The 14,943-nt window shown below is 42.1% G+C and carries 15 protein-coding genes; 8 read left to right on the forward strand and 7 right to left on the reverse strand.

Annotation, left to right across the window (positions count from 1 at the left end; genetic code table 11):
* Window positions 1–351: 351 nt before the first annotated feature.
* Complete coding sequence (locus AC1XUD_RS02235) at window positions 352–966, reverse strand: NAD(P)H-dependent oxidoreductase (protein ID WP_483359312.1); 615 nt, start codon at window positions 964–966, stop codon at window positions 352–354.
* Window positions 967–1,070: 104 nt separating this feature from the next.
* Between AC1XUD_RS02235 and AC1XUD_RS02240 the strand changes: the two genes are divergently transcribed.
* Both AC1XUD_RS02240 and AC1XUD_RS02245 read left to right on the forward strand, forming a co-directional pair.
* Complete coding sequence (locus AC1XUD_RS02240; RefSeq protein WP_483359313.1) at window positions 1,071–1,967, forward strand: LysR family transcriptional regulator; 897 nt, start codon at window positions 1,071–1,073, stop codon at window positions 1,965–1,967.
* 111 nt (window positions 1,968–2,078) lie between these two features.
* Entirely contained in the window at window positions 2,079–2,735 is a 657-nt protein-coding gene (locus tag AC1XUD_RS02245) for an START domain-containing protein (RefSeq protein ID WP_483359314.1), read from the forward strand.
* Window positions 2,736–2,753: 18 nt separating this feature from the next.
* On the opposite strand, the gene AC1XUD_RS02250 is transcribed toward AC1XUD_RS02245, so the two are convergent.
* The 3 genes from AC1XUD_RS02250 to AC1XUD_RS02260 form a co-directional block, all read right to left on the reverse strand.
* Window positions 2,754–3,767 (reverse strand): SMP-30/gluconolactonase/LRE family protein, encoded by a 1,014-nt coding sequence (locus AC1XUD_RS02250; protein WP_483359315.1) that lies wholly within the window; start codon window positions 3,765–3,767, stop codon window positions 2,754–2,756.
* A gap of 78 nt (window positions 3,768–3,845) precedes the next feature.
* The gene (locus AC1XUD_RS02255) at window positions 3,846–5,336 is read right to left on the reverse strand and encodes an alpha-amylase family glycosyl hydrolase (RefSeq protein ID WP_483359316.1); all 1,491 of its coding nucleotides are present in this window, start codon (window positions 5,334–5,336) and stop codon (window positions 3,846–3,848) included.
* Window positions 5,337–5,351: 15 nt separating this feature from the next.
* The gene (locus AC1XUD_RS02260; protein ID WP_483359317.1) at window positions 5,352–5,927 is read right to left on the reverse strand and encodes a Maf family protein; all 576 of its coding nucleotides are present in this window, start codon (window positions 5,925–5,927) and stop codon (window positions 5,352–5,354) included.
* A gap of 166 nt (window positions 5,928–6,093) precedes the next feature.
* Here AC1XUD_RS02260 and AC1XUD_RS02265 point away from each other — a divergent pair, with 166 nt between their 5' ends.
* The gene (locus tag AC1XUD_RS02265; protein ID WP_483359318.1) at window positions 6,094–6,549 is read left to right on the forward strand and encodes a MarR family winged helix-turn-helix transcriptional regulator; all 456 of its coding nucleotides are present in this window, start codon (window positions 6,094–6,096) and stop codon (window positions 6,547–6,549) included.
* A 45-nt stretch (window positions 6,550–6,594) separates the two neighbouring features.
* The gene (locus AC1XUD_RS02270; RefSeq protein WP_483359319.1) at window positions 6,595–7,206 is read left to right on the forward strand and encodes a YceI family protein; all 612 of its coding nucleotides are present in this window, start codon (window positions 6,595–6,597) and stop codon (window positions 7,204–7,206) included.
* Window positions 7,207–7,275: 69 nt separating this feature from the next.
* On the opposite strand, the gene AC1XUD_RS02275 is transcribed toward AC1XUD_RS02270, so the two are convergent.
* The gene (locus AC1XUD_RS02275; RefSeq protein WP_483359320.1) at window positions 7,276–7,731 is read right to left on the reverse strand and encodes a type I restriction enzyme HsdR N-terminal domain-containing protein; all 456 of its coding nucleotides are present in this window, start codon (window positions 7,729–7,731) and stop codon (window positions 7,276–7,278) included.
* Window positions 7,732–7,778: 47 nt separating this feature from the next.
* On the opposite strand from AC1XUD_RS02275, the gene AC1XUD_RS02280 reads away from it, so the two are divergent.
* Window positions 7,779–8,552 carry an AMP nucleosidase gene (locus tag AC1XUD_RS02280; protein WP_483359321.1) on the forward strand — a complete coding sequence of 258 codons (774 nt, stop codon included), beginning with the start codon at window positions 7,779–7,781 and terminating at the stop codon, window positions 8,550–8,552.
* Window positions 8,553–8,558: 6 nt separating this feature from the next.
* Here the strand turns inward: AC1XUD_RS02280 and AC1XUD_RS02285 are convergent, their stop codons facing one another.
* The gene (locus AC1XUD_RS02285) at window positions 8,559–9,935 is read right to left on the reverse strand and encodes a glycoside hydrolase family 140 protein (protein WP_483359322.1); all 1,377 of its coding nucleotides are present in this window, start codon (window positions 9,933–9,935) and stop codon (window positions 8,559–8,561) included.
* Window positions 9,936–10,101: 166 nt separating this feature from the next.
* Between AC1XUD_RS02285 and AC1XUD_RS02290 the strand changes: the two genes are divergently transcribed.
* Both AC1XUD_RS02290 and AC1XUD_RS02295 read left to right on the forward strand, forming a co-directional pair.
* Window positions 10,102–10,479: a globin domain-containing protein gene (locus tag AC1XUD_RS02290; protein ID WP_483359323.1), complete on the forward strand. Its 378-nt coding sequence runs from the start codon at window positions 10,102–10,104 to the stop codon at window positions 10,477–10,479.
* A gap of 459 nt (window positions 10,480–10,938) precedes the next feature.
* Window positions 10,939–12,354 (forward strand): CCA tRNA nucleotidyltransferase, encoded by a 1,416-nt coding sequence (locus AC1XUD_RS02295; RefSeq protein WP_483359324.1) that lies wholly within the window; start codon window positions 10,939–10,941, stop codon window positions 12,352–12,354.
* 367 nt (window positions 12,355–12,721) lie between these two features.
* On the opposite strand, the gene AC1XUD_RS02300 is transcribed toward AC1XUD_RS02295, so the two are convergent.
* Window positions 12,722–14,005: a DUF2851 family protein gene (locus AC1XUD_RS02300; protein ID WP_483359325.1), complete on the reverse strand. Its 1,284-nt coding sequence runs from the start codon at window positions 14,003–14,005 to the stop codon at window positions 12,722–12,724.
* A 131-nt stretch (window positions 14,006–14,136) separates the two neighbouring features.
* On the opposite strand from AC1XUD_RS02300, the gene mtgA reads away from it, so the two are divergent.
* Window positions 14,137–14,823, forward strand: a complete 687-nt coding sequence (gene mtgA, locus AC1XUD_RS02305; protein WP_483359326.1) for a monofunctional biosynthetic peptidoglycan transglycosylase — start codon at window positions 14,137–14,139, stop codon at window positions 14,821–14,823.
* The last annotated feature ends 120 nt before the right edge of the window (window positions 14,824–14,943 follow it).

Here is a 14,943-nt window from a genome sequence, read left to right on the forward strand (position 1 = left end):
AAAATTGCAGAGGTACCGAAAGAAATATCAAGTTTTTTTGTCTCACTTTATTTGGTTTGGGGTAATGCTCGTTATGCTAAACTTTGTGATTATCAAACGTTTGAATAACCATTTTACTTAGTCGTGTTCGAGTATAGTTTACAGATCACTGAACAGGTTAGTTACACCTTTCAAGTGGATATCGAATTGTCACTCCGAAGTTGGCCGCAGGGTTTGATGCCAGGTCTTGATTTGATTATTGTTGAAAATAACCGGGATGTCGGAAAGCAAGGTCTTGAAGGGAAATCCTCTATCTGTTCATGAATTTTGGAACAGACTGGTCAAAGATACTTTGACTTCTAATGTATATGCTCATGCAGCTTGTTGGTTGATATTGAAAGTTTCTACTAAATGCGCCTCGTAGCGTTTCAGGTCTTCGGGGATATTCGCGTTTTTCTCAACATCATGGAAATGAATACTTTCCAAAGGTTTAAGTCCGATGAAGGCGTTCATGCGGTGGAATCCAAAGAGTGCACCGTCATCCACACTCGTTTCATTGAAAAATTCGCCAGGCAGAGTGAACGCGGTAGCAGGTGCGTTCCACGAACTGGTTACCATATAGGTTTTTCCGTGCAACATCCCGCCCGTTCCGTAGTTGATCGCCGGATTAGCTGAATTTCTACCATCGCTTCGGTAAATACCCGTCTGATGGCCGGCTGTGAATACCTCGTCAATATATTTTTTAAGGCCATGAGGTACCTGAAACCACCAAATAGGCGTGTGGTAAATGATTACGTCTGCCCAAACATAATTTTCGACTTCGCGGGCGGGGTCATATGCATCATTAATATCCGTGTGGCGCACTTCGAAGCCTTGATGGGTCTCGAAAAATGAGATGGTTTTATCAAAGATCGTTTTGTTAAAACGCCCGCCCGAATGACCAAAGATCTGGCCGCCATTGATTATAAATATTCTTTTCGTTTCCATACCAATATTGATGTTTGCTTTCTGAAACAAAAGTAATGGCGCATTTATTATTATAAAAATAAGTTAAATCATACATTTGTATCATAATTATAATAGATAAGAAAATGGTAAATCTGGAGTGGTTCAGAACCTTCAAGGCGATATATGAGACCGGAACGCTGACAGGCGCAGCGGAAAGTTTATACATATCGCAGCCAGGCGTAAGTCTGCATTTGAGTTCGTTGGAAGCGCATGTGGGCTATAAACTTTTTGACCGAACAGCGCGAAAAATGGTGTCAACTGAGCGTGGGAAAATTCTTTACAACTATCTTCTGGAGCCTTTGACAAAGCTTGAAGAAGCAGAAAGACATTTCCACAAGAGCAATGAAAAAGAAAAAGCGACGATCAGTATCGGAATGTGCCTGGAAACCTTTCAGTTTACCTTGGAGCAGTTTCTGCCGACTTTGCCGTTTAACGTAATTATCAAATTTGGCGAATACCCTGAAATGCTCAAAGATCTTGACCATGGAATTCTGGATCTGATCATCACCCCTCAGAAAGGCGATTATAAAACCCTGGAATACAAAGCTTTCTCCAAGGAGCGTATTGTTGTTGTCGGAGGGTCAGAAACAGATACCTCGGAGTTTGATATATTATTGAAAAACAATGATTTAACTGGTGTAGAAAGTTGGCTCAAAGCACAAACCTGGTACGGAACAACAGGGGATATGGAGCATTTGCGCCGGTTTTGGTTCCTGAATTTCACCAAACGTCCTGACTTCAAGCCTAACTACATTGTACCTAACATGTGTTCTATTATTAGATGTCTAAGTGGTGGAAAAGGGATTGCAGTCGTTCCGGATTTCCTCTCGAAAAAAGAACTCGATGCCGGAACGATTAAGGTGGTATGGGAGGGGTATAAAATCATCGAAAATACCCTGTACTTCGGTACACGAAAACGGACAAACTACTCAAAGGAAATAGGCCAGATCCAGGAAATATTTCAAATGGAGATGGTTTGATCCATCTGCAATGGTCTTGATCTCAGTTGATCGCCACTAATATTGTCTCGGCCTTCAACTTTTTTGTCCTCATTTCAGTTCACTGAACAGAACGGATTTCAATTGGTGATAATGAAGAATTGTTTTAGTTTTTGGAGCTTGATAGTACTAATATGGACGCAGCCGATGCATTCGTTCGGGCAGGTCGACTGGAAATTGGTGGCAAAGGATCAAGGTATTGAAGTTTATTCAAAATCGGTTGCAGATTCGAAGATAAAAGCGATTCGTGTGGTTTGTGAGTTGGAAGCAACTGGCAGCCAGTTGGTGGCGCTGTTGCTGGATATTGAGTCTGCAAAACGGTGGGTCTATCACACCAAATCCTGCCAGACGCTGCGGCAGGTTTCCCCTCTTGAATTATATTATTATTCAGAAATAAGCCTTCCGTGGCCGCTGGATAACCGCGATTTTGTTGCGCATGTGAAGGTGACGCAGGATAAAAATTCAGGTTTGATTACCGTCAATGCGCCGGCTATTCCTGGTTTTGTAAAAGCCAGGAAGGGAATAGTTCGGGTTAACAATTCAAAAGGATATTGGTTAATCACACCTTTGGCTGAAAAAAAAGTCAGGATCGAATATACATTACAAACCGATCCGGGTGGTTTGCTTCCGGCATGGGTCGTCAATATGTTTTCAGCGCAGGGCCCGTTGGAAACCTTCAAACTAATGCGCGAATTTGTCGCTCAACCGAAATATGAAAATGCCAGTTTCGAACTTATATCAGAAAGGTAAGCATTGATCGGGCGACGCTTACCAGCCAGCTCCTTTTGTTTTGGTTTGCACCCTGCAAAGGTATCCGTCGACCGTTAAATACAATACCGAACCGTCATTTCCCCAAGCACAATTAGAAGTCAGCTCGCCCATTTCGATTCTTCCGAGCAATTTGCCTGCTGGTGTCAATATCAATATCCCACCCGGCCCGGAAGACCATAGATTGCCATCTTTGTCAATTTTCAGGCCATCGGGCAGCCCATTTAACTTGTTGATTTTCAGTAAAGGCGCCGCGTCATAAAGTAACTTTCCCGTTCCGATATTCCCATCAGCTTTTACAGGATATGCCATGATAAAAGCTTTTTCCGGGTCTGATTGCGCGACATACAATATCTTGCCGTCCGGAGAAAATGCGAGTCCGTTCGGGCGGGTCAGGTCACCAATCTGCAAAGTCGTTTTACCATCTGCTGATATTCTGTAAACTCCAAAATGAGGTTGTTCGCGAGATGGATCATCTGCCTTTTTGCCTAACCCATATGGTGGATCCGTAAAGTAAAAAGTTCCGTCCGCCGCCTGAACAACATCATTTGGACTGTTCAAACGTTTTCCTTCAAAATTATCTGAAAGTGTTTTTTTGCCTCCAACGGGCAGTTGCATTGCAGAAATGCGCCGGTCGCCATGTTCACAAGAAATCAGCCGACCATCACGATCCAGGATAAGTCCGTTGCTGCCGGGTTCGTCACTATAAACTCCTAAGCCAGTATATCCGGATGGTTTCAGAAAAACCGAGAGGCCGTTTTGTTCATCCCATTTATAAACCGTGTTTTTTGGGACATCGGAAAAAAGAAGGTGTTTTTCTTTTTTGTTCCAGACCGGCCCCTCCGACCAGTCAAATCCGGAGGCGAGAACTTCAATGCGGGCATCGCTGGCTATCAGGTTTTTCAATTGCGGATCTTCAACGATAATCCTTCCCAGAGTTGGATAAACTTTTTGAGCCATGGAAGAACTACTTTGAAGTGCTAAAAGCGTCAAGGCCAGATATATGTATCTCATAGTATTTCGTACGTTTTTTGATTAGTATTAAAAATCAGGAAACGCACTGTCCTACTGTAATTTGTGGCTTATACCTTTTTATGATTTATCAGATAAAATCACAGAGCCGTATTCTGAAAGATAATATTCGTCAATATTGGATGAAGCAACGCTCTCAAATACAATATTTTGAAACCTGGTATCTGATAGATTCAGCTTTTTAGGCGTGGGAGTCAAATTGTGAACGATCAGCAATTCTTCTTTTTCACTGGTCCGGATATAGGACAGCAATTCATCATCATCAAAAGAGTAATGAGCCAGATTTGAACCCGTAATATTGCTCAGTATCGAGTTCGATTTTTTTAAAGCGACGAGCTTTTTGTAGTGATTAAAAAGTGAATTGCTGTCTGCTTTTTGTATCGATAAAGGTGTAACGTTTTTCGATATCGAGTATTTGGCTGTAGTCCAGCGAGTTCGCTCGTTGTCTTCAGTATCCTCCGACCAAAGAAAAGGCTCCCGGATATCGTGATCTGGTTTGCGGCCAAGCATTCCGATTTCCTCACCATAATATATATAAGACTGCCCCGGTAACGTGTGAAGAATAGACGCGGCAAGTTTCTTTTTTAGGATATTGTTATCAACCAAGCTTCCGATCCGCACCTGATCGTGGTTGGTTAGCATAATCGCGTCCAAAAAATCAGGATTGTATTGACTGAATAAAGCATGGCTGGCCATAAGTTTTGGTATCAGGTTTTCATCCCGCTCACCAACCAAAATCCTTTGCAAAGCAAAACTCAGATCAAAATTGAACGATGCGGTGAGGTATTCAAAATAAGGAGCAACTTCGTCAGTTTCGGCCCAAACCTCACCAACGGTAAAAGCCCCGGGATTAATTTGCTTGATAGTTTCATGGAAAAATTTCCAGAAAGGCAGGTTTTTGCTTTTCTCCCAATCTGGAAATATATGTCGTGCAGCATCCAGCCGGAAGCCATCCACACCGATATCATTCAACCAGAAACCAATAATTTTGGAAACAGCTTTCCGAAGATCCGGGGAGTTATAGTTCAAGTCGGGCATGCCTTTGTAAAACATTCCATAATACTTTTCCGAATCATTTTCGTTTTCATGCCATGGATATACTTCCTGCGAGTCGTCGGTGGTTTGTCGTTTTGCAATCCCTAGTTTTTCAATTTCTTCCTGCGTTTTCCACCAATAAAAGTTACGCCAAAAATTGGAGTGTGACTTTCTGGCTTTAACAAACCACGGATGCTCGATGCTGGTGTGGTTGATGATCAGGTCAAGATAAATGGAGATACCTTTTTCATGCGCTTTTTTGACCAACTTGCGAAAGTCGGACAGTGTTCCAAATTCAGGATCGATATCATAATAATCGCGGACGTCGTATTTGTGATAACTGGGAGAAGGATGAACGGGAGTCAGCCAAATGGCCTCGACGCCTAGGTCCTGAAGGTAATCGAGTTTGGAAATAATACCTTTTATATCGCCTATGCCATCGCCATTTGAATCGCAGAATGAGCGGACAAAAATTTCGTAACAGATGCGTGGTATAGTGTGTTGATGTGGCGCCATGAAAATTTTTGATGTTTACTCCAGTGTATATCGCCTGAGTTCCCGGTATACGATATGAATGGGCAGCCCCATAATTGTATAAAAAGAGCCCTCTATTTTATCGATTGCAATCATGCCCAACCATTCCTGAATTCCATATGCACCCGCTTTGTCGAAAGGTTTATATTGGTCAACATAATATATGATCTCATTCATATCCAGCTCTTTAAGCCAAACCAACGCGATATCTGAATAAGTTGAAATCTCCCCTCCATCAAGGATACTGATCGCCGTAATCACCTCATGGCTTTTGCCAGATAACATCGTCAGCATATCAATCGCTTCCTGTCGGTCTGTCGGTTTGCCCAAAATCTGACCTTCGGCGGCTACAACTGTATCTGCTGTCAGCACCAGGCTGTCGTTTACAATTCCGAACTGTTTCGCTTTCTTGGTCGAAATATATCCTGCCACTTCTCTCAATGGTATTTCAGGCGAAAAAGATTCATCGATGGGAATTACCTGAACAGTAAATTCAAAGCCGGCATTGGTTAACAATTCCTTTCGGCGAGGGGAATTGGAGGCAAGTATTAATGGTTTGGAAAGTTTAAGCATGCTACTTCGAAATGTGCAAGATACTGTTTTGTAGATTGTTACGGGGCTGGAACGAACTTTTTATTAAAAATTTTAATTTTTTTTGCAATCAATGGAACTTCCGGCTCAAGAATACATGTTGTTACATTAAATGTTGATACATTTTATTATTAAATAAGTTAAAGTTATGTCAATCGAGAATGATATAAAACAAATAAAATTTCGGAGCCCGTATCAAAAACTGGTTTTGAATATGATTTACACAAGTAACTGGTTGGTATACAAGCAGCTTGATGTATTCAGAAGTTATGATATCACGATGCAGCAATACAACGTATTGCGAATTTTACGAGGGCAGAAGCTTAATCCGATTAAAGTGAGCGACATCGCTGACAGAATGTTGGATAAGAATTCAAACACGTCACGTCTGGTTGACAAACTTCTTTTAAAAGGTTGGGCTGAACGTAAGTCCTGTCCAAGCGATAGAAGAGCTGTCGACGTAATTATCACGCAACCAGGTCTGGATATTCTGGCAGAGATTGATCCTATCGTTGAAGAATGGGAACAAAGTCTGAATGTGCTAACCGAGGAGGAAGCAGAACAAATCAGTACGTTGCTTGATAAACTCAGGCAATCCAAATAAAAATCTTATTAACACAATCAATTTAACAATCAATTCAATTTAAGTATGAAATCGTTTAAAACTCTTGTTGCCTCTCTTGCTGTTGCATTATTTATTGGTGGAAGCGCTTCTGCAACTGATGGTGGGAAGAAAGCAGTTAATTTTAAAGTTAACCCATCGAAAAGTGAACTTACCTGGTTAGGTAAAAAAGTTACTGGCGAGCACACAGGTAACATCGCGTTGAAAGAAGGATATATCGCTTTGGATGGCGCGAAATTAGTTGGCGGTAAATTTGTTGCGGATCTTACGTCAATTACTTGTACTGACCTTACCGACAAATCGTACAACGAAAAACTGATCGGCCATTTAAAATCTGAGGATTTCTTCGGAGTTGAGAAAAACCCGAATGCAACATTTGTTGTAACGAAAGTTGCTCCTAAAACTGCGGGTGTATACGACGTAACCGGCGATTTGACTATCAAGGGAATTACAAAACCAGCTACTTTCCCGGTAACAGTTAAGACTACAGCAACTGGTGCTGAGGCAACTGGCAAATTGGTAGTTGACCGTTCAAAATATGATATCAAATACAACTCTAAGTCGTTTTTTGATAACCTGGGTGACAAAGTAATTTATGACGATTTCACGATCGACGTGAAAATCGTTGCAGCGAAATAAGAAATATTTAAATCCCTCATCAGTTGATATCAGCCTGTCGGTTCGCCGACGGGCTTTTATTTTATAAGATTAATCGAATTTGCGCGCAACCGAATAATGGGGAAAGTCGTCCAGAAAGCTGATCTGACCGTTGACGGCCTGAAAGCAATAGTGATTCGTCCCATTGGTTACCGCCATAAATTCGGGTCGGATCGTGAAATTATACCTGCTTATCTGCGCAAAAGTGGCATTATTAACAGTCACAAATGGTGCTTTACATTCCACCAACAAAAATGGGGTGCCTTCGGGAGATAATATGATAATATCTGTTCGCTTAGCCATTGAATTGTATTTCATCCCTGTCTCAACCGCGAAAAGTGCTTTGGGATAACCGTAATGACTTACTAACAAATTAATAAAATGCTGGCGAACCCATTCTTCGGGAGTAAGTGTTATAAATTTTTTTCGTATAATGTCAAAAATGAGCGGTTTCCCATTAACCTGCTTCACTTTGTGATCGTAGGTGGGAAGATTTAAAGTTTCCATTGAGCTAAGTTACGAAACTCATCAATTAAGCCAATAAACAAACTAATATGAACACAAAAGAGCAAATTGTAGAAAACTGGCTTCCTAGATATACGGGCACACCTATTAGCGAATTCGGGAATTATATCCTGCTGACAAACTTCGCGAATTACGTAAGCATGTTTGCAGCCAAGTTTGGAGTTGAAGTTAGAGGTCGCGACCGTGCGATGCAAACTGCTACAGCCAACGATATCACCATTATCAATTTTGGAATGGGAAGTCCGATGGCAGCAACTGTAATGGACTTGTTATCAGCTATTAGTCCCAAAGCGGTGCTTTTCCTGGGAAAATGCGGCGGTTTGAAAAAAACGCAGGTAGGTGACCTGATCCTTCCGATTGCGGCCATCAGGGGAGAGGGGACAAGCGATGATTATATGCCTGCCGAAATCCCGGCTTTGCCTTCTTTCCGTCTACAAAGTACAGTTTCGGCCAGTATTGCAAAATACGGAATGGACTACTGGACCGGAACGGTATATACCACTAACCGCAGGATTTGGGAGCACGACGACCATTTTAAAGAATACCTTAAGGAAATTCGCGCCATGGCAATTGATATGGAAACGGCGACGATTTTCATTGTCGGCTTTGCTAATGCAATTCCACACGGAGCCCTGCTTTTGGTATCGGATAATCCCCTTGTTCCTGAGGGAGTTAAAACGGAAGAGAGCGATAAAAAAGTAACGACAAACTACGTCCAGAAACACCTGGATATCGGTATAGAATCGTTGAGCGAGCTGGCATGCTCGGGAGATTCTGTGAAACATTTGAGATTTGAAAAATAGCCGAATTTATAAGCCATATCCGGCCCACTTTTTGGTTTGATCGTCGATTACAAGAATCCAGTCTGTGCCGGGGCCTTGTGCATAGGGCTTAAATTCCTGCTCGCTCTTGTTGGTAAAGTTGCCGATTTTAAAAGTGGTATTATCTCTAGGATTGAACCAGTAAGCAACCAACGCATCTGCTTCCAGTAAAGCAAGATTAATTCTCAGAGTTCGACCATATGGAGTGTATGCCATTAAGAAATCCTTTTTCGACGAAATGGCTGCGATCTGATATCCTGCGTCTTCCGGATTTTCGTTCTTAATTAAATCTTTGCTCGGAGTAAGCTCCCACCACGGATGGGAGTTCATGAGATTTTTCATATATCCCATTTGAACTGCTCCCGGTAGATGAATGGCAACTTTCCAGTTCGTTCTTGCGAAAGCAATTGGCGGATTGTTAGCGATATCAAACATTTGCCAAACATCCTGGCATCCGTAAGTATGTCCGCATGCTCCTGAAAACACCGACCAATATGCAGCCTGCCGAACATCGAAATCATTGAAATATCCTAATTCCGACTTCCAGTTGATAGGGTGGTCTTCGTAGCGTGGCTCTCCATCAAGGGTGGGTTTGACGGGCATTTTGTTATAGTCGTTTTGAAGCATCTCGTAGTTCTTTCGATCCTTCTTGTCATGTCCACTCTGGAACATGTTCATATTCAGCCACTCAGAATCGTGAAAGAATTTGGACGAAAAACTGACTCCTTGAGGATGATACGTAATGATCTGAGTTTGACCAACCAGCTGCCTGATACCAGCCGCCATCGCATTGATAATTGCAACCTGTTTATCCGTTTCGGGGTTTCTGTCCCCGCCTAGTATCCAGATCACATTTTTACCTTTATACCTTCCTGCCAACCATTTGCCATACGCGAAAGCATTTTCGGTAGTAAATATTTCCGGACCGACTCCCCATTTTTTATTGAACTTGTCTCCCCAGGTCGGCAGCAGGCCGATATACAATCCTAATTTTTCCGCTTCGGCGATGACGCGGTCGACATGCTGAAAGTATTTCTCATTAGGTTTGGTGGGATCGTTGTCTTTTAATGGCCGGTCTCCATTCCGATTGGGTTGATTAAGGCCATCAAATTCGGCAAGTGCCACTGCCTGGATAACATTATATCCTTGTTTAGCCCTGACAGCCAGATAGGTTTGGGCTTCTTCAAAAGTTAGCCGATGGAACAATTCCCAGGCGGTGTCTCCAAGCCAGAAAAAAGGGAGGTTGTCGTCCCGGGATATATATCGTTTGCCTTTGTCGACTTTCAGGCCCGGCAATTTTACCTGTGCATATAATGAAAGATGGCAGATAAAAGTCAAAAACAGAACTTTGAAAACTTTTTTCATAATCCGAGGCGGTTTGATTTGGACTGCTGAGCGATACTTTTTAAAGAGTGAAATTCTTCAGGAATACTGATTCCAAAGCTAATCTAATTGGTTCCTATGGTGCGGGTTTGTCGGAAACCAGATATTGGTCATGCTCTCACCAACAATAAATTTGTAATTTTACTATATGGACGAACGATCACTATATGAAAGAATTGGTGGGGAAGGTGCAATTCGGCAACTAACCGATCATTTTTACGACCTTGTTTTTGAGCATCCTATTATTGCAAGATTGTTCAAAAACGACAAAGAAATCATTAAGGAAAAGCAACGATTATTTTTAACACAATTTTTGGGAGGACCACAGCTTTATAACGACAAGTACGGGCATCCAATGATGCGTGCGAGGCATATGCCGCATCCGATCAGCGAGGACGACGCCGTCGCGTGGCTGCAGTGTATGGCATCCGCAGTAGGTTCGCTGAACATTGATAACGACCTCAAAGACGAGCTTTTTGACAGATTTCCGAGAACCGCCTTTTTTATGGTAAACCAGGAAGAATAATGAAATTGTATTTTTCTGATTATGAGATAATTATTTAAAATTTTCTTTGGCACATTAATTTTTACATGGTATCTTTATATTTGTAATAGATATGTTACAACCAAATAAGTACTATTTCTGATATTTATTAATCATCCGGACGGGCACGAACTCCTATTTTTCGGATTTTTGATGACTTAATTCGATAAAAATGGAGAGAATCCTTTCGTTTATTTTGACTGTGGTGGTTGGTGTTTTTTGGATTTTCGCCCTGATCATAGCTTCTGCTATCACCTTGGTTATGCAAGTTTGTTTCTTGATCTACCAAGCTATTGTTTATCGTCATCCGGTTCGTCTGATGGCATATAATAAACTCATGTAATTCCGTTTCTTCACTTTTCTAATGTTGCCTCCGAAAGTTTTCTGAGTAAAGGTCCTTATGCATATGCATTCGTTGCGAGTATACATTACCTTTGCGGCATGAATTTTAAAGAGCAGTTAAATCAATTTCCGATACTTAACAAAGTAGTAACAGCCTCAGAAAAGCTGGGAGTTGAAGTATATATTATTGGTGGTTTTGTACGAGATCTCATTTTAAACCGCCCTTCGAAGGATATCGACATCGTGTCGGTAGGTAGTGGAATAGAACTTGCAGAAGAGGTGGCTTCCCAATTAGGTTCCGACGTTCATGTCAGCATTTTCAAGAATTTTGGTACGGCCCAAATCAGACAGGGCGATTTGGAAGTCGAATTTGTCGGCGCAAGAAAAGAGTCTTACCGATCCGAATCTCGCAAGCCGGCAGTGGAAGACGGTACATTGCAGGATGATCAAAATCGGAGAGATTTCACAATCAATGCACTGGGGTTGAGCCTGAACCGAGAAACTTATGGTGATCTGATTGATCCTTTCGATGGCATCCGAGACCTCCGAAAAAAAATCATCAAAACTCCGCTGGAACCCGGTATTACTTTCTCCGACGATCCGCTCCGCATGATGCGGGCGATCCGTTTTGCTTCTCAGCTTAACTTTGATATTGAGCCGGATACTTTTGACGCAATCGTCGCGATGAAAGACAGGATCACGATTGTTTCAATGGAAAGAGTATCGGATGAATTGAATAAAATCATCCTCTCAAAAACCCCTTCTTACGGATTTAAATTACTATATCATTCCGGTCTTCTGCACTACATTTTCCCGGAAATGGTTGAATTGCAGGGTGTTGAGAATATTGAGGGGAAGGGTCACAAAGATAACTTTTACCATACCCTACAAGTTCTGGACAATGTCGCAGAACATACCGACGATCTTTGGCTTCGCTGGGCGGCGATATTGCATGATATAGCCAAACCTGCTACTAAGAAATTTGACAAGAAAGTTGGCTGGTCATTTCATAACCATGAGGAGGTTGGAGCGCGTATGGTGCCTGTTATTTTCAGGAGAATGAAGCTTCCGTTGAATGAGAAAATGCGGTTTGTGAAAAAGCTTGTTCGACTTCATTTGCGACCTATTGTGTTGTCTAAGAGCGATATAACGGACTCCGCGATGCGACGACTATTGGTTGAAGCAGGAGAAGATATTGAAGACCTGATGGCTTTGTGTCGAGCGGATATCACTTCGAAAAACCCGGAAAAGGTTAAGAAATACCTGCATAATTTTGATCTGGTTGAGCAGAAACTGAAGGATCTGGAAGAGCGTGACACACTCCGGAACTTCCAACCTGTAATATCCGGTGAGATTATCATGAAGGCGTTTGGTCTTTCTCCTACAAAAGAGGTGGGCGTCATCAAAGAAATTGTAAGAGAGGCGATTATTGAAGGAATTATCCCGAATGAATACGAGCCCGCTTACAACTATATGATCAACGAAGGCATTAAAATGGGCCTGACGGTGCAATAACCCGATTTTGGCGTTGCGGATTGGTTCGGTTTTGATAGCTTTGCAACATATTCAACTTTTTAAGAATCCACCTTATCTTATCTTAATGGAAGGTACACGCTTTCGGCGTTTTTTCGGCGCATTATTAACACTCCTAGGTATTTCAGTCTTGTTATTCGCCTGTGTTGCATTTTTATCAGAAAAACCAGTTTTGGGGCTGACAGTTTCTAAATGGGAGTCTGTTGTTCCGTTCTTGGTAGGAACAGTATTCCTCGTAACCGGAGTGAATCTGATCAATAGGGTGTAGCGGTAATTTTATGCACCAATGAGAAATTAAGGGTCCTTAAGACTTAACTATTCTCAACTTAATGGTTCAGAAAATGTTAAGCTAAATTTTCTTTTCAGCCAGTATATTCAGACCAACCGCACACTCCAGACAACGCTTTTGGATGCAATATTGGTTGTGCAATTCGATCAGACCCTGTGAGTCGGCTGCGGTTTTGCATGCCATATCAAGGCTTTCCCAAAGTCGTGTAATTTTATTGTTTTCAGATGGAATAGCCGCTAACAGGTCGAGCGCATGTTGAGGAAATTGTTCTTCCCGTTTCCATTTGGAGTGTGCCACCAGAAGGGGTATCACTGCGTTGATTATCAACAGATTTTGTGTTGACTCTCCTATGAATGGGACTAGGCCTTTTGTTTTCTTGCCAAATATCACATGCTGCGTCCAATATTCGGATTGTTTCAAACTGAATGTTATCAAGTAGGACTTTCCGTCACGCGCGGCAATGATATCTGAGAATATGTTCCTCGTTTTTTGAAGAAAGTGAGCAAATTGCGATAGGCGAACCGTCGGAAATCCGGGCGGACGTAGTCGAAGAAATTTCCATTCATGCCCACTCATTCTTGTTTGAATATCATATTTTTGACATAGATAAGTATATTCTTTTTTTAGAATTCCAATAAATTCATCTTCCTCATCTTCAGGGATCAAACCCGCATTTCCGAAAAGCAAAGCCTCCAGTTGCAGTCGGTCCGTGTGTAATTTTCGGACCGTTTTCCATGGAGTAATCTGACAAAGCCTTAGAAATGAAGGATCGTTCAATTTGAATCCGAAATGTTGCCCAATCCATTGATATGCAGTTTCTTCCCAGTCATTTTGATTTTGTTCCAACAAATTCAACACCATCTGGGCCTTCTTATCCATGCGTTCCAGAAGCACGCGATCCAGCATCGAGAATTTGAGAATGTTGTTCACCTCCACGAACTGACTGCCGCATGGTATGGAGTCGGTTGAATTTTGAAGAAGGTCATATCTTTTCAAAATTGAATGGCGCACTTTTCCGTTTAATGACAAAGTTGGGATTTCGGTGCCATCGTTTCTGATCAGCAATTTGTCGTCATTCCAGACCACGTGAAGGACCACGCTTTCGTAGCTTTGGTCATCCATATGGCCGTGCCGATCCCAGTCGGAAGCGTTCACGTGGATTTCAATAGCTCCCGCCCAATTGATACCTTCAATTTGAATTCTGCAATTTGAAAAATCCGGACCCGAATCCGTGTTTTGAGTACCAGGATGAATTACCGAGACGATCTGGCCGGAAGAAGTTTGCAAATCGGACGAATCGAAGTATTGAAAGCGCCAGATAAAACTGAGAATATCTTCGTTCATAGCAAACAGAAAGGAAAGAATAGAAAAATTAATATAATGCCACTCGATTCTTTGTCTAAACCTGATTAGTTTCGGTACTTTGTACGTCACTTTTGTGATTTGGTTTCGATTTTGGAAGATTAAAGTTTCGTATGGTTCGTCGTTTGCTGTTTATTGGACTAAGGTTCTTCTTGTATTTTGTCGTGATTTCCTTCGTCTGGGTGGTGATACTGAAATTCGTACCAGTTTGGTTAACGCCATATATGATTTCGCGCAAGATCGAGGCGATTCGGGAAGACAAAGATTCGGAACTGCACCACGACTGGGAGCCATATGAGAATATTTCAAAAGAAGTCGCGCTGGCGGTAGTGGCGTCGGAGGATCAGAATTTCCCAAATCACTGGGGATTTGATTTTGATGAAATTTACGATGCGATGACAGAAAAGCGAAAGCGAGCCAGAGGCGCAAGTACGATTTCTCAGCAGGTCGCTAAAAACGTTTTCTTATGGCACGGCAGAAGCTTTATCCGAAAAGGCCTTGAAGCTTATTTTACTATATTGATTGAACTCATTTGGGACAAGGAGCGCATATTGGAAGTATATCTTAACGTAGCCGAAATGGGCGAAATGACCTTCGGAGTTGAAGCCGCATCGCTTAGATACTATAAAAAATCGGCCAAAAACTTATCGAGATACGAAGCCGCAAGAATAGCTGCGGTTCTACCCAATCCAATACGTTTTTCGATCAAAAATCCGTCTGCGTATGTGAACAAGCGTACCGGCCAGATTGTAAGGCAAATGAGGTATTTGGGTGGGCAAAAGTATATTGCGGAACTTTGATAAGGGATGAAAGGGAGGAGGGGATAAAAGGGAGGAGGGGAGGAAAGGGAGGAGGGGCTGTATAGACTTGAATGGTTTTAAACCTACTCAGTCTTGCCGATAGCTGGGTTGGTCGATTTG

Source organism: Dyadobacter sp. HNCC25DJ184 (assembly GCF_056895215.1).